This window comes from Peribacillus sp. NPDC096540, assembly GCF_050278525.1.
In the GTDB taxonomy this organism is placed as follows: Bacteria; Bacillota; Bacilli; order Bacillales; family DSM-1321; genus Peribacillus.
The window spans coordinates 199,391-218,723 of sequence record NZ_JBNNTG010000001.1 but is presented as its reverse complement, the minus strand read 5'-3'; the positions used below and the strand labels follow the sequence as shown (position 1 = coordinate 218,723).

Here is a 19,333-nt window from a genome sequence, read left to right as displayed (position 1 = left end):
TCTTGGCAGTTCTACATCTTCTGTCTGTCGCGGAAAGCACGTTCAATATCACGTTTAGCTTCCTTCTTCTTCAGGTCCTCACGCTTGTCATATTGTTTCTTCCCTTTACCCAGCCCGATTAAAACTTTGGCAAAACCATTTTTCAAATACATTTTCAAGGGTACGATTGTGTATCCTGTTTCTTTCGTTTCCCCAATAAGCTTATTGATTTCCTTTTTGTGCAAGAGAAGTTTACGTGTTCGTAAGGGATCATGATTGTAACGGTTTCCTTGCTCATAAGGGCTGACATGCATATTATGTAGATACAATTCGCCGTTTTCAATTTTGGCGAAGGAATCCTTTAAATTGGCTTTTCCGGCCCGAATCGATTTGATTTCTGTCCCTTGTAAAACAATTCCTGCTTCAAAGGTATCTTCAATAAAGAAATCATGAAATGCTTTTTTATTTTGTGCTAATTGCTTACCTGAGCCTTTTGGCATCTAACTCTCCCCTTTATCATCCCAATCGGTGAGAGGATGAATGGATCATCCTCTCTCCTCTATATTATCTCTTTTTAGGTTTTCTTTTTCGCTTAGCAGCGGGCGCATTTTCAAAGAATTTTTTCTTCTTTTTTGGTTTTCTTTCGGAAGAAGACGAATCACTATTGCGATTGCCTCCACGGCTGCCGCCTTTGCCTTCGTTACGGCCCGAATTACCACCGCGGCCTCGTTTACGCTCACCTGAATTAGCCTTGAATATTTTCTTCTCCCCAGAAGGACGCGGACGGCTAACTTTCATGCCGATGATTTCAAAATCAATGGCCCGCTCCTCTTTATTTACGTTGGAAACACGTATGTCTATCTCATCGCCAATCCGGAATACTTTACCTGTTCGTTCCCCGATCATCGCAAGCTGACGCTCATCAAAGCGGTAATAATCATCCGTCATAAAGCTGACATGAACAAGCCCCTCAATGGTATTCGGCAGCTCAACAAACATCCCGAAGTTCGTAACAGAACCAATGATACCGGTGTACTCTTCACCAATTTTATCAAGCATATACTCCGCTTTCTTCAAATCATCGGTTTCCCGCTCAGCATCGACTGAGCGACGTTCGCGTTTCGATGTATGATCGGCAATCTCAGGTAAAATGGCATTCCATTTTTCCTTGGTAGCTTGATCTAGTTTCCCTTCCACCAAATAGGTCCGAATTAAACGGTGTACGATTAAATCCGGGTAACGGCGTATCGGTGATGTAAAATGGGTATAAAACTCAGCTGATAAACCAAAGTGGCCCAAACTCTCTGGATCATATTTTGCCTGTTGCATTGAACGAAGCATTACGGTTGAAATAACCGTTTCTTCCGGTTTTCCGGCAACAGCCTCAATGATTTCCTGTAAGGCCTTTGGATGAACATCATTTGCCGATCCTCGAACAATATATCCGAAGTTCGTAATGAATTCAAAGAAACGTTGCAGTTTTTCAGGTTTCGGATCTTCGTGAATCCGGTAAATGAACGGTACATCGAGACGATGAAAATGCTCTGCAACAGCTTCGTTAGCTGCAAGCATGAACTCTTCAATCAGCTTTTCCGCTACTGATCTTTCACGTAAAACGACTTCAGTCGGATGGCCTTCTTCATCCACAATGACTCTCGCTTCATTAAAATCAAAGTCGATTGCACCGCGGTTCATCCGCTTTTTACGAAGAATAGCCGCTAACTTCTCCATGTCCTGGAACATAGGTACCAGCGCTTCATAACGTTCTAGTTGTTCTTCATCTTTGTCCACAAGGATTTTGTTCACATTGCCATAAGTCATCCGTTCCGTCGTTTTAATGACACTTTCAAAAATTTCATGATTGACGACATCACCATTTGGCGTGATTTCCATTTCACACGATAGTGTAAAACGATCGACTTGAGGGTTCAAAGAACAAATACCATTCGATAAACGATGCGGGATCATAGGAATGACCCTGTCCACCAAATAAACGCTCGTCCCTCTTTCAAGAGCTTCCTTATCAATCGGTGAACCTTCCTTCACATAATGGCTTACGTCAGCAATATGAACACCCAACTTGTAATTGCCATTTTCAAGTTTAGAAACCGTAACAGCATCATCCAAGTCCTTAGCATCCGCTCCATCTATCGTGACCAAAACATCATTACGCAAATCCCTGCGGTTTCCAATTTCACTTTCTTCAATGGTATCCGAAACGGCATTCGCTTGCTCCATGACTTCTTCAGGGAACTCCATTGGCAAACCATATTTATGAATCACTGACAGAATATCTACGCCAGGGTCATTCTTATGCCCAAGAATTTCAATGACTTCTCCTTCTGCACTTACTCGTCCTTCAGGATAAGAAGTCAGCTTAACAACAACCTTATGACCCTCTACCGCTCCATGAGAAGCATGCTGTGGAATGAAAATATCATTTGCAATTTTTTTATCATCAGGGATGACAAAACCAAAACTTTTACTTTCAGAGTATGTACCGACTACTTGTGTAATTCCGCGTTCAAGAATTCTAATAACCGTACCTTCTTGTCTTGAGCCAGACGTTTCTGAAGAAACACGGACCATGACAATATCTCCATGCATTGCTGTACCTGTTTCATTTGGCGGTATGAAAATATCATCCATTCCTGGATTATCTTCAGGCGTCACAAATGCGAAGCCCTTAGCATGTCCTGTTAACTTACCGCGAAATAAGTTCATTTTTTGCGGCAGGCCGTAACGATTGCTTCTCGTTCTGACTACCAATCCCTTTTCTTCCATCTTAACTAGCGCCTTCACGAAATTCTTGAAGTCTGCTGAGTCTTCGATTTTTAGAGCCTCTTCAAGCTCTTGTACTGTTAATGGCTTATACGCTTCATCTGTCATGTACGTCAGAAGCTTATTTATGTGTTCTTGAATGTTATCTTCCATAAAACCCCTCCTATTCAGGGTATAATAAATTTGTTATTCGGACCAATCCAGACTTTCTAAAAATTCAAATACATCTTCATGCAACTCGTTACGTTCTTTATCAAGGGTTATGACATGACCTGATTCTTCATACCACTTGATTTGTTTAACAGGTGATTCGATAGCTTCATAAATAATATCGGCACTTTTCGGATTGATTACATCATCATGTCGACCCTGCACGACAAATGTCGGTGTGTAGATAAGATCGACGTGCTCTCGTACATCAGTTATCAATTCCTGGAGAGCTTTCAATGTATTCATAGGTTTGTCAGCAAAACGGTCCATTTCCTGCTCTATTTGGTCTTGTGTTTTCCCTTCGTACTTCTTAAATTCTCTAGCGTACTCCAATACTCCTTTATACATCATTTCTTCACTTTTGATATACATAGGCGCACACATTGATATGATACCCTTTATAGGTACAGTGTAACCTAATTTTAGAGAAAATACGCCTCCTAATGAGAGTCCAGCAACAGCAATTTCTTCATGGCCTTTGCTTTTTAGAAAATCGTAGGCCATCATTACATCTTTCCACCAATCTTCAGGACCCGTTTTTACCAATTCCTCTGGTGGCACACCATGTCCTTTATAGTGTGGAGCATGACAGGTGTATCCCTGTTTCTCCAAGAATCGCCCAAGCATCCGTACATCTGCAGAATTTCCCGTAAATCCGTGTAGAAGTAAGACAGCTCTTTTTCCGCCTTCAAAAGTAAAGGGCTGTTGCAGCTTGATTTTCATGATTATAAGCTCCTTTATTTGTAAATAGCATCCAAAAAAATTTCTGTATTTTATCATTAAGTGCTAAAATTACTATATCTATACATACAACTATAGTGCAAAGAAAAAAGCCTAGCTATTTAGCTAGACTCATTTTTGATCCATTACACATCAAAGAATGCAACAAGTAAAGTTAAAGCAAAGAATAAAACAGCTAATACTATCGTTGCCCGATGTAAAATTAGGTCTAAGCCGCGTGCTTTTTGTTTTCCGAATAACTGCTCAGCACCACCGGCAATCGCACCTGATAAACCTGCACTTTTTCCTGATTGAAGCAATACTGTCACAATAAGAGAGATACTAACAATCACTAAAAGCGTTATGAGAATTGCATGCATGCAATTACACCTCCTGAAGAACCAATACAATTACTTTAACTTTACCACACCCATTAAATATCTACAATCTTTGTTATGATTTAATGGTAAGAACTTCTAAACATTTTTAGTCATTGATTTCTTTTTGAATCAAAGTCTGAGATAATTTACATAAAGAGAAGAAAGAGGTGTCACCATGTTTAAGTCCATACTTCGGATTCTTGATCTCCTGACCATCCTATTCTCGGCGGTTGCCGGTTATTCTTTATGGACAGGCGGTAGCAATCTTATGAGTGTCCTGTTAATCATCCTATCACCGCTTTTATTACTTCTAGCCAAGTATCACGGAAACCGTTACTTATTATTCGCTGCATATATCACGACAACTATTTATTTTACTGCTATTATTTATAATGGACTTTCCAATAGCAGTATCGATTTTTTCCAATCAAGCTTTCATGTCCTTCTACTAGGGGCAGCAGCTGTTTTATTGAGCATCATAGCCGCGGTCATTGGGTTTGGGACCAATACCCTTACGATTCTCTGGTTATCACTACACGCCCTGGTCACATTCGAGACAATCAGGATGTCATCTGGTTTCCTTTCACACTTTTGGTCTAATCCCGTCGTGGAAACCGCAGTCCGTAATGATTATCCTTTTTTGTTGATGGTAGTTTGGATTGGCTTATTTCTGGATAAATATCAAAGTGAATTAACAAGGGACTATTTATCCCGGTAATATTGTAAAAACTTTATCTTTGGAAATTTTATTTTAAAAGCAAGGGGCCTTTCATATGTTAAAACCTATATTTACAGCAACTGCTCTATCAACTTTTATTCTATTAGCTGGATGTTCATTCGACCTATCCAACAATGATAAGAAAGAGCAAAAAGAAGAACAGCCGATCTCCCAAGATACGGAGACAGAAACTAATGAAAAAAGTGATTCAAATGAATCGGCCCAACGCCAGGTAGAAGTCGATACGACTGTTAAACCTGCACAGAAAGGGCTTCAGACATTGGCCGAACCGGAAAGCATACCTGTCCTTGTCAATAAACAATACAGTCTGCCGGAAGATTACAAACCTGCCGACCTTATCTATCCAAAAGTAGATTTCATCTTTCAAGATAAAATTGAAAAAAGAATGATGCGAAAAGAAGCGGGAGAAGCTCTTGAAAAAATGTTTCAAGCTGCTGAAAAAGAAAACATGAATTTAGCCGGCGTCTCTGCCTACCGCTCACACCAAACACAAATCTCTATCTTTAATAACTATGTGAAAAGAGATGGGGAAGAAAAAGCTAAAACCTACAGTGCTCTGCCTGGAACAAGTGAGCATGAAACAGGTCTAGCTATTGATGTTACGACCCATGATGGTGCATGCGCTGCTCAAGACTGCTTCGGTGACACAAATGAAGCTGACTGGCTGGCCGAACACGCCCATGAATACGGATATATTATCCGCTATCCAAAAGGCAAGGAAAACATCACAGGTTATAAATACGAACCATGGCATATTCGCTATGTTGGTGTAGATACCGCTGCTGAAATCTTTGAAACGAAGAGTACATTAGAAGAATTCTATAATGCCGTACCCGTACAAGCTGTAACGAATAAATAAAAAAAGGTGCCCAGATGCGGCACCTTTTTTATATGAATTCGATTTAATCAAACGTTTAATTAAATCTATTTATCAGGCTTGAACCCAATGTTATTAAGGCTTTCATAAAAAAGCTGACTCAAGATTATCGTCTTTCAACGAATTTTAGAGTCAGCTTTTTTTAGAAGATTACTTCTTCAAGTTATAAAAAGATTTCAAGCCAGCATATACCGCAAGATCACCAAGTTGATCTTCAATGCGAAGAAGTTGGTTGTATTTAGCGATACGGTCTGTACGAGACATAGATCCCGTTTTGATTTGCCCTGCATTTGTTGCAACAGAGATGTCAGCGATTGTGGCATCTTCTGTTTCACCTGAACGGTGGGAAACGACTGCAGTGTAACCAGCGCGTTTAGCCATTTCGATTGCTTCAAACGTTTCAGTCAGTGTACCAATTTGGTTCACTTTGATCAGGATGGAGTTACCGATGCCTTTTTCGATTCCTTCAGCCAATTTTTTCGTGTTGGTTACGAATAAATCGTCACCAACTAATTGAACTTTAGAACCAATGCGTTCTGTTAGAAGTTTGTGGCCTTCCCAGTCATTTTCGTCCAAGCCGTCTTCGATGGAAAGAATCGGGAATTCATTCACTAGCTCTTCATAGAAAGCAACCATTTCTTCGGATGTAACACCATTGCGGCCTTCGCCTGCAAGATCGTATTTGCCTGTTTCTTTGTTATAGAATTCAGATGAAGCTACGTCCATACCAAGGTAGATATCTTCGCCTGCTTTGTAGCCTGCTTTTTCAATTGCCTCGATGATGACTTGTAGTGCTTCACGGTTTGAACCAAGATTTGGCGCAAATCCACCTTCATCGCCAACAGCCGTATTCAAGCCTTTAGCAGAAAGAACGGATTTCAATGCATGGAATACCTCAGCACCCATACGAACTGCTTCTTTGAAGCTAGGAGCACCAACAGGAAGAATCATGAATTCCTGGAAGTCAACATTGTTATCGGCATGTGATCCACCGTTAATGATGTTCATCATTGGAGTTGGAAGTTGTTTCGCATTGAACCCTCCAAGGTAACGATACAATGGTAAACCAGAAAATTCTGCAGCGGCGTGGGCAGCAGCCATTGATACACCAAGGATTGCATTTGCTCCCAGGTTTCCTTTGTTTTCAGTACCATCCAGTTCGATCATTGTAAGGTCGAGGCCAGCTTGGTTCGTTACATCCAAACCAATGACAGCTTCAGCAATGATTTCATTTACATTATCAACTGCTTTTTGTACCCCTTTACCCAGGTAACGAGATTTATCTCCGTCACGAAGCTCAACTGCTTCGTGTTCTCCTGTGGAAGCACCTGATGGTACGATTGCACGCCCGAAGTATCCGGACTCTGTTTGGATTTCTACTTCTACTGTTGGATTACCACGAGAATCTAGCACTTCGCGTGCATATACATGTTCGATGTACGGCATTATAAATCTCTCCTTTTCCAATTCACAATTTTATTTAGATAATAGGGATTTCCCTGTCATTTCAACAGGTTTTTCGACTCCAAGCAAATCAAGCATCGTTGGAGCTAAATCACCTAGGATACCACCTGTTCTTAATGTTACCTGATTTTTGGTGATAATGACAGGCACAGGATTTGTTGTATGGGCTGTCATGGGGTTGCCTTCAAGCGTGACAACTTCATCAGCATTCCCATGGTCAGCGGTTATGATTGCTGTTCCGCCTTTTGAGACGATTAGGTCAACAATTTTACCTAGGCATTCATCCACGGTTTCAATCGCTTTAATAGTCGGCTCCAGCATCCCTGAATGGCCGACCATATCCGGGTTGGCAAAATTCAAAAGAATAGCATCAAAGCGGTCCGCCTCAATTTGTTCCAACAACGCATCCGTTACTTCATAAGCACTCATTTCTGGTTGTAAATCATATGTAGCAACTTTCGGAGAATTAATTAAAATTCTTTCTTCTCCAGGAAACTTCTCTTCACGCCCGCCGCTCATGAAAAATGTCACATGAGGATACTTTTCCGTTTCAGCAATGCGAAGCTGAGTTAGTTGATTTTGAGAAAGTACTTCCCCTAATGTATTATCAAGATTTGTCGGCTTAAAAGCAACATATCCTTCAACTGTTTCTGAAAAATGTGTCAAGCATACAAAATGGAGGTGCTTCGGAAAACCAGGACCGCGGTCAAATGAGCGAAAGTCCTCATTCGTGAATGTATTTGAAATCTGAATTGCCCGGTCTGGACGGAAGTTATAAAAGATAACTGCATCATCATCTTTAATCGTTGCCACCGGTTTACCGTCCTCCGAAGTTATGACTGAAGGTATCACGAACTCGTCAAAAATACCATGTTTGTAAGAATCCTCGACACATTCCATAGCAGAAGAGTAAGCAGGTCCATCACCATACACCATTGAACGGTAGGATTTCTCCACACGTTCCCAGCGTTTATCACGGTCCATCGAATAATATCTTCCGGAAATGGTCGCAAACTGACCAACACCGATTTCCTTCATTTTCGCTTCCGCTTCCTTAATATAACCTTGCGCCGTTTTCGGTCCGACATCACGTCCATCTAAAAATGCATGTACATATACATTTTTAACTCCTTCTTTAGCGGCCAATTTCAGCAGGGCGTACATATGTTCAATATGACTGTGCACGCCGCCATCTGAAAGAAGGCCGAAAAGATGAAGGTCCGTGCCTTTTTTCTTGGTATGGCTCATCGCATCGACCAAAGTTGGATTTTCTGCAAACTCACCTTCACGGATTGCCAGGTTCACACGAGTAAGACTTTGATAAACGATCCGTCCTGCCCCAATATTCAAATGTCCCACTTCGGAGTTCCCCATTTGACCGGCAGGCAAGCCGACAGCTTCCCCGCTTGCAGTTAAATGGGAATGCGGATACTGGTCCCAATAACGATCAAAGTTCGGTTTTTTTGCATGAAAAACAGCATTTCCTTCTTCTTCATTGCGGCAACCAAAACCGTCTAAGATGATAAGTGCCACAGGCGACTTACTCATAGTGACCAGCCTCCAGCAATTGTAAAAAGGAATCGGTTTTCAAGCTTGCCCCACCAACCAGTGCACCGTCAATATCAGGCTGAGCCATGTACTCTTTGATATTCTCAGGTTTCACACTGCCGCCGTACTGAATGCGGATGGCTGCCGCTGCTTCGTTAGAAAACTTTTCTGCAACAACTGAGCGGATATGTGCACAAACTTCATTTGCATCCTGAGCAGATGATGATTTTCCTGTTCCAATCGCCCAAATCGGCTCATAAGCAATAACAGCTTGTTTTAATTGTTCATCAGATAGCCCTGCAAGGCCTTTTTCTATCTGGCTACCAACGAAATCATTCGTTTCGCCAGCTTCCCTCTGCTCCAGTGTTTCACCACAACAAATGATAGGCGTTAACTGATTTGCAAAAGCAGCATGAGCTTTTTTATTTACGGCTTCATCCGTTTCATTGAACATTTCACGGCGTTCCGAATGACCAAGAATGACATATGATACACCAAGATCCGCCAAAGCAATTGGACTGATTTCTCCTGTGAAGGCACCACTTTCTTCAAAGTGCATGTTTTGCGCCCCGATTTTCACATCGGTTCCTTTTGCTGATTGAACAAGTTGATCCAAAAATAAAGCTGGAGCACATACAACTGAATCGATTAAATCTTGCTTCGGAATCAAATTGCTCACTTCTTCTAAAAAGGCAGTCGCTTCAGATAGTGTTTTATTCATTTTCCAGTTTCCTGCAATAATCGGTTTTCGCATTTGGTTTTTCATCCCTTCTAAAGTTGATAATTTAACGGTTCACCCTTATTTATCGTTCAAGGCTACAACGCCCGGCAGCTCTTTGCCTTCCATGAACTCAAGCGATGCACCGCCACCAGTTGATATATGGGACATCTTTTCTGCTAAGCCAAACTTTTCAGCAGCTGCAGCAGAATCCCCTCCGCCTACAATGCTGTACGTATCTTTTGCTTCCGCCAATGCTTCCGCAACAATTCTCGTTCCATTCGCGAATTTATCGAATTCAAATACACCCATTGGTCCATTCCAAATTACTAGCTTAGAGCCCTTGATTACATCTGCAAATAACTCACTCGTTTTAGGTCCAATATCAAGCGCCATTTTATCATTTGGGATAGCATCAATATCGACATTCTGGGCTTCTGCATCAGGTGAAAATTCTGCTGCCACAACAGCATCAATTGGCAAATGAAGTTGTACGCCTTTTTCTTTCGCGCTCTCAATGAAAGATTTTGCCAGCTCAATTTTGTCTTCTTCTAATAAAGAATTACCGATTTCATGACCTTGTGCTTTAATAAATGTATAACCTAATCCACCACCAATAATCAAGTGATCGACATTTTCCAACAGGTTCTCGATAACACCTATTTTATCCTTTACTTTTGCCCCGCCAATTATAGCTGTAAAAGGACGATCTGGGTTGGATAGAGCTTTCCCTAATACCGCAAGCTCTTTTTCCATTAACAATCCTGCAACAGCTGGAAGATGATGGGCTATCCCTTCCGTTGAAGCATGTGCACGGTGAGCAGCTCCAAAAGCATCATTTACATAAACATCAGCCAATGCAGCAAATGACTTCGCTAATTCAGGATCGTTCTTCTCCTCGCCAGGATAGAAACGAACGTTTTCTAACAATAGAATCTCGCCATTTCCCATGTTATCAATCATTGATTGAACTGATTCCCCATAAGCTTCTTCAGCCTTTTGTACATCTTTGCCACTAAGTTCACTTAGTCTTTCCGCAACAGGAGCTAAACGCAATTCTTCAACAACTTGTCCCTTTGGACGACCAAGGTGGCTAGCTAAAATGACTTTAGCGCCTTGTTCTGTCAGATAGGAAATCGTCGGTAGTGCAGCCTTGATTCTCGTATCATCCGAAATCTTTCCGTCCTGCATCGGCACGTTGAAATCAACACGGCAAAATACGCGTTTCCCCTTTAATTCAATATCTCTAATCGACTTTTTATTCATAATCCAAGAACCCCCTTAGATATTGTTATCATATTTTTGATTCTTTTAGTCAAAAAGGGAGAGGGTAAATATCCCAACTCCCCTTTTCTCTTTTTCATTATAGTCGGTTTCCAAGAAATTATCCAAAAACAAGAAATGTAAACGCTTGACTGTTTAATGACTTACTAATAATATCATCTTCTGCCAAGTTTTTTTAGAGGTGTTATTAAAAAAACCTCACCTTGGTGAGGTTTTTTTATATTCTAATTACAATCCTTTTTTAGCCAAATAGTCGATTAAATCTACAACACGGCTAGAATATCCTGTTTCATTATCATACCAAGATAATACTTTTACCATGTTTCCTTCCATTACCATCGTGGAAAGAGCATCAATTGTAGAAGATGATGGGTTACCGTTATAGTCACCTGATACTAGAGGAAGTTCGCTGTACTCAAGAATTCCTTTTAGTTCTCCTTCTGATGCTTTTTTAAATGCTGCATTTACTTCTTCAGCTGTTACATCTTTTTCAAGTTCTGCAACAAGGTCAACTACAGATACGTTTGGAGTAGGTACACGCATTGCCATACCATTCAATTTCCCTTTAAGTTCAGGAAGAACAAGCGCAACAGCTTTTGCTGCCCCAGTTGTTGTAGGAATGATATTTTCAGCTGCTGCACGTGCCCGACGATAATCTTTATGAGGCAAATCAAGGATTTGCTGATCATTTGTATAAGAGTGAACAGTAGTCATCATACCGCGTTTTATTCCGAATTGTTCTTGAAGTACTTTAGCAAATGGAGCTAAGCAGTTCGTTGTACAAGATGCATTGGAAATTACGTGGTGGTTTGCTGCATCATATTTTTCTTCGTTTACGCCCATAACGATTGTGATGTCTTCATCAGATGCAGGAGCCGAGATAATGACTTTTTTCGCGCCAGCTTCCAAATGTTTAGCTGCATCGGCACGTTTTGTGAAACGTCCTGTAGATTCAACAACTACTTCTACTCCTAATTCACCCCATGCTAACTGTGCAGGATCACGTTCAGCCAAAACTTTAACTTTATGGCCATCAACAACCAGGTAATCTCCATCCACTGTTACTTTTTCATTAAGAGAACCATGAATTGAATCATATTGCAGAAGGTGCGCTAACATATTAGCATCTGTTAAATCGTTAATAGCTACAATATCTACCTCAGGATTATTCAATGCTGCCCGAAATACATTACGTCCAATACGTCCAAAACCATTAATTCCAACTTTTACTACCATGAAAAATTCCTCCTTTTAAGTTCGCAAATATATTAAGGGGTATAGTTCCCCTGAATTAACTCTTGTGCTGCCGCTTCATCCGTGATTAAAACCGTCGATGAAGGTGCGCCTTTCATATATGAACGGATTGCCTTTGCTTTAGTTTTCCCACCTGCTACAGTTATCACTCGCTTTTCAGGGCTAAGATCATCTAATTGAATGCCGACAGTCAAAACTTTATGAACAACTTTTCCGTTTTCATCGTAATAGTAACCGAATGCTTCTCCTACAGCATTTCCATCAATCAGCTTCTTTAACATTTCTGGTGAAGAATTTCTTCTCTTTGCCATTGCCAAAGCATCACCAATTCCATGGATAATCATATCAGCTGACTTGATTTGGGAAATGACTTCTTTAATTGTAGGTTCTTTCATAAAGGAAGCATATACCTCACCGCTTAATTGATCAGGTACATATAACACTCTGTACGAGGCATGCGCATTATATGCCATTTTCTCTACAATGGTATTAGCTTGATTCTGTACTGCTTCACCAATTCCGCCGCGAGCAGGGACAAACGTCAATTTCCTTGAAGCTTCATCAGGTGACAAAGAATTAGCCACTTCGGCCATTGTTGATCCACCGGTAACAGCAATGGTATTCTTTGAGGTCCATTCTTGTTTCATACGGTTTGCACAAGCTTTCCCCAATTCTTTTTTCACCCATGGAATTTCATCACAATTTCCAGAGACTATGATGACTTCATCCACTTGTAATATGTCCTGCAACTTCCGTTCCATTATGTCTATACCCATTACTTCACGCATTATTCCTTCTAACTTATCCAGGATTTCCATCCCTTCATCAGTCAGCGTCATTCCAGAACTGAATATATTTATCAGGTTCTGACTTTTCAGAAAATCCACCTCACCTCTAAGCGTCCGCTCCGTCAAATTAAGGCTAACTGCCAGACTTCGCCTTCCAACTGGCTGCATCATTTTGATATAACGCAGGATATCATATCTTTTTTGCATAGCCATAAGGAAATCAGGTAATAATTTTCTTTGTACCTCGAGTAATGTGCGCATGTTTAAAACTCCTAAAAGTTAAGTTGGACACTTTGTGTCCCACCTAGTCATTTTGTGTCCCACTTGAAATAAAAAAATATTCCTGCTACATATTTTATTCTAGCAGGAACGGAATGTTTCTTCAAATGATTTGAAAAATTATTTTTCCACAAGCCTATTTAAAGCTGATTTATCAACATTTCCGAATTGAATTATATTACCTTTCCATTCAATAACAGGGATCATAAGCCCGAACTTTTCAAGTAAAGCGTCATCAGAATAGATATCAATTTCCGTATATACTATACCTGATTCCACTTTCATCTCTTCAAGAATCTTTTTGGCTTTTTCACATAATGGACATTTTTCCCTGCTATATAATACAAACACATTTGATTCCAAATCACTCATCCTTTTCAATCATATCTTTTTCGTTTAGATGAAGATGGAATCCCTAATTGTTCCCGATATTTGGCGACAGTTCGACGTGCCAGAATAATTCCATGTTCCTCTTTTAATCGTTCAGCCAAGTCCTGGTCCGAAAGCGGCTTTTGTTTATTTTCACCATCGATGGCTGCTTGAAGGCTTTTTTTTGCTTGCATGCCCGACATATCTTCATCAAGGCCGACAGATTGTAAAGAAGTAGTGAAAAATATCCTCATCTCTATCGTACCAAATGGTGTCTGCACGTATTTCCCTTTAACAGCCCGGCTTACTGTGGACTCATGTATTCCAAGCTCGTCGGCGATTTCTTTCATGGTCATCGGTTTTAAATAATTTAAACCGTGATGAAAGCACGCGGGCTGTTTTTCGACTATACATTGAATAACCTTCAATATAGTCTCTTTTCTCTGTTGAATCCCTCTTGAGATCCATTGGTATTCTTGCCACTTATCCTGGATAAAGCGTTGCACTCCCTGGTCCTTATGGCTCTTCATTCTGTTTAAATACCCTTTATCCACATTAAGATTTGGGGTGTTACCATCATAATTCCCGACAAGCAGGATTCCGTCACGAACTTCCACGACCACATCCGGCACAATATAGGATGGTTTTTCCTGAAAAAAGAGTGAAGCAGGACGCGGGTTCAATGTCTGGACATAATCAAAAACTTCTTGAATCTCCTTCATTGTAACGCCAATTTTCTTACTTAAGTCTTTCCACCGCTTTTCAGCAAAATCGAGGAAATGGTTTTCTATGATCGATTCTGCCAGCAGATTCACACCTTCTGCTTTTACCTGAAGTAAAAGACATTCTTGAAGATTTCTCGCTGCAAGCCCATGCGGCTCGAGTTGCTGTAAAAGTAGTAGACTCTCTTCCAAAACGACTGAAGATATTCCCGGAACACATATATCTTCCAGCTGGATTCGCAAGTAACCGTTTTCATCAAGGTTATGAATTAAGAGCAACATCGCCTTCTGCTGCTCACCAGAAAGGTGCTGGTGATTCACTTGCGACATGACATGCTGTTCAAGTGAAAAGGTATCTTCACTGATTTGTTCAATCCAATAATTAGCATCATACGTATTATTAAGAGTTCGTTTACCTTTTTTCCGGTCAAAGGTTGGCTGAAACAAAGCAGATGTAGGCTGATCTAGGGACAGTAATGGATTTTCCACCATTTTATTTTCTAAGAATGCGGAAAGCTCTTGTGCGGAGTACTGCAACAATGTAATAGCTTGCATCAGCTCCTGGGTCATTGCCATCTTTAATGTTTGCTGTTGAAAAAGTCCTGCTTTCATATTCATACTCATCGATTCATCCCTCCCCCATTCCATTTTACATTATCAGGAGAAAATTCTACACAAAAACCCATGAAAACGCTTACGTTTTTTTCTAAATAGTATGTTTATTTTAAATACTATATGTCAGGAAAGCGATTTTCACAACTACTTTTATTGAGAAATCAACATTTTCCAGAGGTGGCGGCGTATATTTTCCAAATTGAGGGTAATATTACAGGATTCGATAGAAATTTACGGAAATCGAGTAAATTCATCAAAAATCGGTTGGACCCATCGGATGCCTTCGCTTAAAAATGACAAATAAAAAATCCCCCACTTTATTAAGCAGGAGATTGGTAATGCCCTCGGCAGGAATCGAACCTGCATTTCAAGCTTCGGAGGCTTGCGTTCTATCCGTTGCACTACGAGGGCGAAATAAAAGATTAGTTACTATATTTTTTCGACAGACTTCATTATATGATAGAATGCCTTCCTTTGCAAGGGCTATCAGGTTTAAAACTTCGGATTTTGGGTATTATGGGTAATGTGGAAATTCATCCCTGTGCGGCATAATTATTAATAAATATAAACAGGAAGGAGACTTAGTCAGAAAATTGTCGAACAAATTATCAATAATAGGGTTTGTTTTGTTTGACCTAAATTGACCAAAAAGTGTATCATACATACATAAAGAATTTATATGATTCTCTTAATCGAAGGAGGAAATGAACATGAATTTAATTCCTACAGTTATTGAACAAACAAGTCGTGGGGAGCGTGCCTACGATATTTATTCCCGTTTATTAAAAGACCGGATCATTATGCTTGGAAGCGCAATTGATGACAATGTTTCCAATTCTATTGTTGCTCAACTACTATTTTTAGAAGCAGAAAATCCTGAAAAAGATATTACTTTATACATTAACAGCCCAGGTGGAAGCATCACATCTGGTATGGCTATCTACGATACAATGCAATATATTAAACCTAACGTATCAACTGTATGTATTGGCATGGCTGCTTCTATGGGTGCATTCCTATTGGCTGCTGGTGAAAAGGGCAAACGTTATGCTCTGCCAAACAGTGAAGTCATGATTCACCAACCACTTGGAGGAGCTCAAGGTCAAGCAACGGAAATTGAAATTGCAGCACGCCGTATCCTTCATTTGAAAGACAAATTGAACCAAATCCTTGCAGAACGTACTGGTCAACCTATAGAAGTCCTTCAAAGAGATACAGAACGTGATAACTTCATGACCTCTGAAAGAGCTCTTGAATATGGCTTAATTGACAAAGTAATCACTCGTAGCAATCTTGAAGATAAAAAAGACTCTAAATAATAAAACAAAAGGACTCGAAAGTTGCATTAAGCGACTTTTGAGTCCTTTTTCTTTTATGTGAAAACTATAAAAAAAATAAGAGGATGCTTGTCGGCATCCTCTTATTTTATCCTTCTTGCTGTACGAATTCTTCTAATGCCTCTATTGCTTCTTTTTCATCACGGCCTTCAACGATAAGCTTTACGGACACGCCAGAGCTAATGGCAAGACTCATTAGTCCCATAATACTTTTTGCATTCACCTTTTTGCCTTCTTTTTCAAGGAAAACATCTGAATGAAAGCGGTTAGCTTCTTGAACAAAAAGAGCCGCTGGTCGCGCTTGTAAACCTGTTTTTAGTCGTACTTCTACTTGTTTTTCCACCATCTTGATCTCCCCTGTTAGCTTTATTTTTTCGCAGCAATAGCTTCTCCTCCACGGAGTCTATCAGCTATTTCATCAATTTTTCGCAAACGATGATTAATCCCCGACTTACTTATGTTTCCTCCTGATACCATTTCTCCAAGTTCCTTTAAGGTTATATCCTGAAATGCTATCCTTAGCTCCGCAATTTCCCGAAGCTTATCTGGTAAAATATTCAACCCTACCGTATCCTCAATGTAATGGATATTTTCAACCTGACGCAATGAGGCCCCAATCGTTTTGTTCAAATTAGCTGTTTCACAATTCACAAGGCGATTCACGGAATTTCGCATATCACGGACAATTCTTACATCCTCAAACCTTAATAAAGCTGCATGAGCTCCCACAATACTTAAAAACTCAGCAATTTTTTCGGCTTCTTTTAAATAAATGATATACCCTTTTTTACGTTCTAGCGTCTTAGCCTTTAAGCCAAACTTATTCATTAGCTCACAAAGCGCATCATTGTGTTCTTTATAAAGCGAGAAAATCTCAAGATGATAGGAAGACGTTTCCGGATTATTAACCGAGCCTCCGGCAAGAAATGCACCTCTTAGATATGAACGCTTACAACATTTCTTCCCAACAATAGTATCGGATATGGCATGGAGAATTTCAAAGCCTTCACCTAAAATTTCTAAATCGGTTAAAATCCGCTGCCCTCCAGATGACATCCTGACAATATAAACATTATTCTTTTTAAGCTTCATCTTTTTACGAACCAGCAGCTCGACCTGGACCTCATAACTTTTTTTCAACAGCGTGTAAATCCGTCTGGCAATCGCTGCATTTTCAGTTTGAATATCCACAACAAGCTTCCGATTAGAAAATGAAAGGGATCCATTCATCCGGATAAGCGCACACAATTCTGCTTTTCCGCAGCAATCCTTTCCTTCCAATGTAGTAAGCTCTTTTTTTGTTTCTGAAGCAAAAGACATCCATTTCACCTCCAATCGAACGCAGGTAATCTCTTTTTATTAGTCAAAAAGCAGTCTCCACTTATATCTACGGAACTATATGACTTTTCGTTTCATTTATAAGCATATTATAAAGTAAATCTGCCACTTTTTTGGTGTCATGGCGTATTACATTACCTTCATAGTTGAAAATGCGTTCTTGTATGATTTCTAGACCCATTCTTTTTAGACTTTCCACATCGTACACAACCGGTTTGGCATATTCAGCTTTATAGCGTTGCTGAATTTCAAACGGTATTTCCTCATTATTAACAAGTATCCTGTCAATATATGCATTTCCCATATGATCATATATAGCTTTTATATGATCGCTTGCACTATAATCCAGCGTCTCGCCTGCTTGTGTCATTAAATTGCAAATGTACACTTTCTTCGCTTTAGAGCGGCCTACTTCTTCACCAAGGCCTGGGACAAGTAAATTAGGCAGAATGCTAGTATATAAGCTTCCTGGACCAATTACGATAAGATCTGCCTGCTTGATTTCTTGGAGAGTTTCACTTAGCGGCTTTATATGTTGAGGCGACAGAAACACTTTTTTTATTTTCTTTCCTGAATAGGGGATTTTGGATTCTCCAGTAACAATCGATCCATCATCCATTTCCGCATGGAGAACCACACTTTGGTTGGCAGCTGGCAGTACTTTACCCCGGACATTCAGGAATTTACTCATTTCCTGGATTGCATGGACAAAATCTCCCGTCAATGAGGTCATAGCAGCGAGAATCAGATTCCCCAACGAATGCCCGGACAACTCATTTTTACTCTTAAAGCGATGCTGAAACATTTGCTCAACAAGTGGCTCTACATCTGACAATGCAGCAAGCACGTTACGAATATCACCAGGTGCAGGGATATCCATGTCCTCACGAAGGCGCCCTGAACTTCCACCATCATCAGCTACCGTAACGATTGCTGTTATATCCACTGGATGCTTCTTTAATCCTCTTAATAAAACTGGAAGGCCTGTCCCTCCTCCAATGATCACAACTCTAGGCTGTTTCTTTTTATTTAGCATCTTTTACTTTCCCCTTACTTTTTTCGATATCTCGATGAGACACCTGAACCCTGTAATCCTTTTGGAAGTAGTTCGAAATATACTCGGTCAATGCTACAGAACGGTGCTGACCTCCTGTACATCCAATCGCAATAACAAGTTGTGCTTTCCCTTCACGCTTATAATACGGAAGCATAAAGGTAAGCAAATCTGTTACCTTTTCTAAAAACTTTTGTGTCTCACTCCATTTTAAAACGTAACTAGATACTTCTTGCTCCAATCCCGTCTTTGGCCTCATGTGGTCAATATAGTACGGATTGGGTAGAAAACGTACATCAAACACAAGGTCTGCATCTATAGGTAGACCATGCTTGAACCCGAAAGACATGACATTGACTGTAAATCCTACACTTTTATCCGTTGAAAATTCTGAAGCAATTTTTTCCCTTAATTCACGTGGCTTCAGCTGTGAAGTATTAAAAATCAACTGAGCCCTTCCCTTTAGTTCATCCAAGAGTTCCCGTTCCATTTTAATGCCTTCTAATGGCCGGCCTAATGGAGCTAATGGATGGGTCCTTCTCGTTTCCTTGTATCGACGGACCAAGGAATCATCATCAGCTTCAAGAAAAAGAATTCTTGGTGAGACCGATGATGTTTCAGTTAATTTGTCCAAAGCTAGAAATAAGGAATCAAAAAATTCTCTCCCCCGTAAATCCATAACTAGTGCTACTTTATTCATCTTATTCCCAGAGTCCTTCATTAACTCCAAAAACTTTGGTAATAAAGTGGGCGGCAAATTATCGACGCAAAAAAAGCCGAGGTCTTCAAAACTTTGAACCGCCACTGTCTTTCCTGCTCCTGACATTCCAGTTATGATGACCAATTGCGTTTCATTCATCTGCCCTGTACTCATTAT

19 protein-coding genes and 1 tRNA gene are annotated in these 19,333 nt (G+C 40.2%); 3 read left to right on the top strand and 17 right to left on the bottom strand.

The window, feature by feature from the left end; all coding sequences use genetic code 11:
- Window positions 1-11: 11 nt before the first annotated feature.
- The 4 genes from smpB to secG form a co-directional block, all read right to left on the bottom strand.
- Window positions 12-479, bottom strand: a complete 468-nt coding sequence (gene smpB, locus ACQKMR_RS00970) for an SsrA-binding protein SmpB (protein WP_053348626.1) — start codon at window positions 477-479, stop codon at window positions 12-14.
- Between the two features lie 64 nt (window positions 480-543).
- On the bottom strand, window positions 544-2,913 hold the full coding sequence (rnr, locus tag ACQKMR_RS00965; protein WP_427695592.1) for a ribonuclease R: 2,370 nt from the start codon (window positions 2,911-2,913) through the stop codon (window positions 544-546).
- Between the two features lie 33 nt (window positions 2,914-2,946).
- On the bottom strand, window positions 2,947-3,693 hold the full coding sequence (locus ACQKMR_RS00960; protein WP_427695591.1) for an alpha/beta hydrolase: 747 nt from the start codon (window positions 3,691-3,693) through the stop codon (window positions 2,947-2,949).
- Between the two features lie 143 nt (window positions 3,694-3,836).
- Window positions 3,837-4,070, bottom strand: a complete 234-nt coding sequence (gene secG / locus ACQKMR_RS00955; protein ID WP_427695590.1) for a preprotein translocase subunit SecG — start codon at window positions 4,068-4,070, stop codon at window positions 3,837-3,839.
- A gap of 175 nt (window positions 4,071-4,245) precedes the next feature.
- Between secG and ACQKMR_RS00950 the strand changes: the two genes are divergently transcribed.
- Window positions 4,246-4,788 carry a hypothetical protein gene (locus ACQKMR_RS00950; protein ID WP_427695589.1) on the top strand — a complete coding sequence of 181 codons (543 nt, stop codon included), beginning with the start codon at window positions 4,246-4,248 and terminating at the stop codon, window positions 4,786-4,788.
- 55 nt (window positions 4,789-4,843) lie between these two features.
- Window positions 4,844-5,668: a M15 family metallopeptidase gene (locus ACQKMR_RS00945; RefSeq protein ID WP_427695588.1), complete on the top strand. Its 825-nt coding sequence runs from the start codon at window positions 4,844-4,846 to the stop codon at window positions 5,666-5,668.
- Between the two features lie 168 nt (window positions 5,669-5,836).
- Here the strand turns inward: ACQKMR_RS00945 and eno are convergent, their stop codons facing one another.
- The 9 genes from eno to ACQKMR_RS00900 form a co-directional block, all read right to left on the bottom strand.
- On the bottom strand, window positions 5,837-7,132 hold the full coding sequence (eno, locus tag ACQKMR_RS00940) for a phosphopyruvate hydratase (RefSeq protein ID WP_427695587.1): 1,296 nt from the start codon (window positions 7,130-7,132) through the stop codon (window positions 5,837-5,839).
- A gap of 30 nt (window positions 7,133-7,162) precedes the next feature.
- Entirely contained in the window at window positions 7,163-8,698 is a 1,536-nt protein-coding gene (gene gpmI / locus ACQKMR_RS00935) for a 2,3-bisphosphoglycerate-independent phosphoglycerate mutase (protein ID WP_427695586.1), read from the bottom strand.
- Complete coding sequence (gene tpiA, locus ACQKMR_RS00930) at window positions 8,691-9,452, bottom strand: triose-phosphate isomerase (RefSeq protein ID WP_427695585.1); 762 nt, start codon at window positions 9,450-9,452, stop codon at window positions 8,691-8,693. The genes gpmI and tpiA overlap by 8 nt, the downstream gene beginning before the upstream one ends.
- Before the next feature lie 45 nt (window positions 9,453-9,497).
- On the bottom strand, window positions 9,498-10,682 hold the full coding sequence (locus ACQKMR_RS00925) for a phosphoglycerate kinase (RefSeq protein ID WP_427695584.1): 1,185 nt from the start codon (window positions 10,680-10,682) through the stop codon (window positions 9,498-9,500).
- A 246-nt stretch (window positions 10,683-10,928) separates the two neighbouring features.
- Window positions 10,929-11,936, bottom strand: a complete 1,008-nt coding sequence (gap, locus tag ACQKMR_RS00920) for a type I glyceraldehyde-3-phosphate dehydrogenase (RefSeq protein ID WP_427695583.1) — start codon at window positions 11,934-11,936, stop codon at window positions 10,929-10,931.
- Between the two features lie 32 nt (window positions 11,937-11,968).
- The gene (locus tag ACQKMR_RS00915) at window positions 11,969-13,003 is read right to left on the bottom strand and encodes a sugar-binding transcriptional regulator (RefSeq protein ID WP_427695582.1); all 1,035 of its coding nucleotides are present in this window, start codon (window positions 13,001-13,003) and stop codon (window positions 11,969-11,971) included.
- A gap of 138 nt (window positions 13,004-13,141) precedes the next feature.
- Window positions 13,142-13,384, bottom strand: coding sequence for a glutaredoxin family protein (locus ACQKMR_RS00910; RefSeq protein WP_427695581.1), 243 nt, complete (start codon window positions 13,382-13,384; stop codon window positions 13,142-13,144).
- 14 nt (window positions 13,385-13,398) lie between these two features.
- Window positions 13,399-14,736, bottom strand: coding sequence for an RNA polymerase factor sigma-54 (rpoN, locus tag ACQKMR_RS00905; protein ID WP_427695580.1), 1,338 nt, complete (start codon window positions 14,734-14,736; stop codon window positions 13,399-13,401).
- Window positions 14,737-15,066: 330 nt separating this feature from the next.
- A tRNA-Arg gene (locus ACQKMR_RS00900) sits at window positions 15,067-15,138 on the bottom strand.
- Between the two features lie 299 nt (window positions 15,139-15,437).
- Between ACQKMR_RS00900 and clpP the strand changes: the two genes are divergently transcribed.
- Window positions 15,438-16,046, top strand: coding sequence for an ATP-dependent Clp endopeptidase proteolytic subunit ClpP (clpP, locus tag ACQKMR_RS00895; RefSeq protein ID WP_427695579.1), 609 nt, complete (start codon window positions 15,438-15,440; stop codon window positions 16,044-16,046).
- A 106-nt stretch (window positions 16,047-16,152) separates the two neighbouring features.
- Here clpP and ACQKMR_RS00890 read toward each other — a convergent pair whose 3' ends face one another.
- From ACQKMR_RS00890 to rapZ, 4 genes are all read right to left on the bottom strand, one after another.
- Window positions 16,153-16,410, bottom strand: coding sequence for an HPr family phosphocarrier protein (locus ACQKMR_RS00890; RefSeq protein WP_053348612.1), 258 nt, complete (start codon window positions 16,408-16,410; stop codon window positions 16,153-16,155).
- A gap of 20 nt (window positions 16,411-16,430) precedes the next feature.
- Window positions 16,431-17,384 carry a DNA-binding protein WhiA gene (gene whiA, locus ACQKMR_RS00885; RefSeq protein WP_427695578.1) on the bottom strand — a complete coding sequence of 318 codons (954 nt, stop codon included), beginning with the start codon at window positions 17,382-17,384 and terminating at the stop codon, window positions 16,431-16,433.
- 67 nt (window positions 17,385-17,451) lie between these two features.
- Complete coding sequence (locus ACQKMR_RS00880; RefSeq protein WP_427695577.1) at window positions 17,452-18,438, bottom strand: gluconeogenesis factor YvcK family protein; 987 nt, start codon at window positions 18,436-18,438, stop codon at window positions 17,452-17,454.
- The gene (gene rapZ, locus ACQKMR_RS00875; RefSeq protein ID WP_427695576.1) at window positions 18,428-19,330 is read right to left on the bottom strand and encodes an RNase adapter RapZ; all 903 of its coding nucleotides are present in this window, start codon (window positions 19,328-19,330) and stop codon (window positions 18,428-18,430) included. Before rapZ ends, ACQKMR_RS00880 begins: the two co-directional genes overlap by 11 nt.
- Window positions 19,331-19,333 lie beyond the last annotated feature (3 nt).

Excerpts from the sequence above, each read along its gene's own strand:
- clpP (WP_427695579.1), top strand. The coding sequence starts at position 15,438 with ATGAATTTAATTCCTACAGTTATTGAACAAACAAGTCGTGGGGAGCGT.
- eno (WP_427695587.1), bottom strand. The coding sequence starts at position 7,132 with ATGCCGTACATCGAACATGTATATGCACGCGAAGTGCTAGATTCTCGT.
- ACQKMR_RS00960 (WP_427695591.1), bottom strand. The coding sequence starts at position 3,693 with ATGAAAATCAAGCTGCAACAGCCCTTTACTTTTGAAGGCGGAAAAAGA.
- ACQKMR_RS00880 (WP_427695577.1), bottom strand. The coding sequence starts at position 18,438 with ATGCTAAATAAAAAGAAACAGCCTAGAGTTGTGATCATTGGAGGAGGG.
- whiA (WP_427695578.1), bottom strand. The coding sequence starts at position 17,384 with ATGTCTTTTGCTTCAGAAACAAAAAAAGAGCTTACTACATTGGAAGGA.
- gap (WP_427695583.1), bottom strand. The coding sequence starts at position 11,936 with ATGGTAGTAAAAGTTGGAATTAATGGTTTTGGACGTATTGGACGTAAT.
- gpmI (WP_427695586.1), bottom strand. The coding sequence starts at position 8,698 with ATGAGTAAGTCGCCTGTGGCACTTATCATCTTAGACGGTTTTGGTTGC.
- ACQKMR_RS00925 (WP_427695584.1), bottom strand. The coding sequence starts at position 10,682 with ATGAATAAAAAGTCGATTAGAGATATTGAATTAAAGGGGAAACGCGTA.
- rpoN (WP_427695580.1), bottom strand. The coding sequence starts at position 14,736 with ATGAGTATGAATATGAAAGCAGGACTTTTTCAACAGCAAACATTAAAG.
- ACQKMR_RS00945 (WP_427695588.1), top strand. The coding sequence starts at position 4,844 with ATGTTAAAACCTATATTTACAGCAACTGCTCTATCAACTTTTATTCTA.
- rnr (WP_427695592.1), bottom strand. The coding sequence starts at position 2,913 with ATGGAAGATAACATTCAAGAACACATAAATAAGCTTCTGACGTACATG.
- ACQKMR_RS00915 (WP_427695582.1), bottom strand. The coding sequence starts at position 13,003 with ATGCGCACATTACTCGAGGTACAAAGAAAATTATTACCTGATTTCCTT.
- tpiA (WP_427695585.1), bottom strand. The coding sequence starts at position 9,452 with ATGCGAAAACCGATTATTGCAGGAAACTGGAAAATGAATAAAACACTA.
- ACQKMR_RS00890 (WP_053348612.1), bottom strand. The coding sequence starts at position 16,410 with ATGGTGGAAAAACAAGTAGAAGTACGACTAAAAACAGGTTTACAAGCG.
- rapZ (WP_427695576.1), bottom strand. The coding sequence starts at position 19,330 with ATGAGTACAGGGCAGATGAATGAAACGCAATTGGTCATCATAACTGGA.
- secG (WP_427695590.1), bottom strand. The coding sequence starts at position 4,070 with ATGCATGCAATTCTCATAACGCTTTTAGTGATTGTTAGTATCTCTCTT.
- smpB (WP_053348626.1), bottom strand. The coding sequence starts at position 479 with ATGCCAAAAGGCTCAGGTAAGCAATTAGCACAAAATAAAAAAGCATTT.
- ACQKMR_RS00950 (WP_427695589.1), top strand. The coding sequence starts at position 4,246 with ATGTTTAAGTCCATACTTCGGATTCTTGATCTCCTGACCATCCTATTC.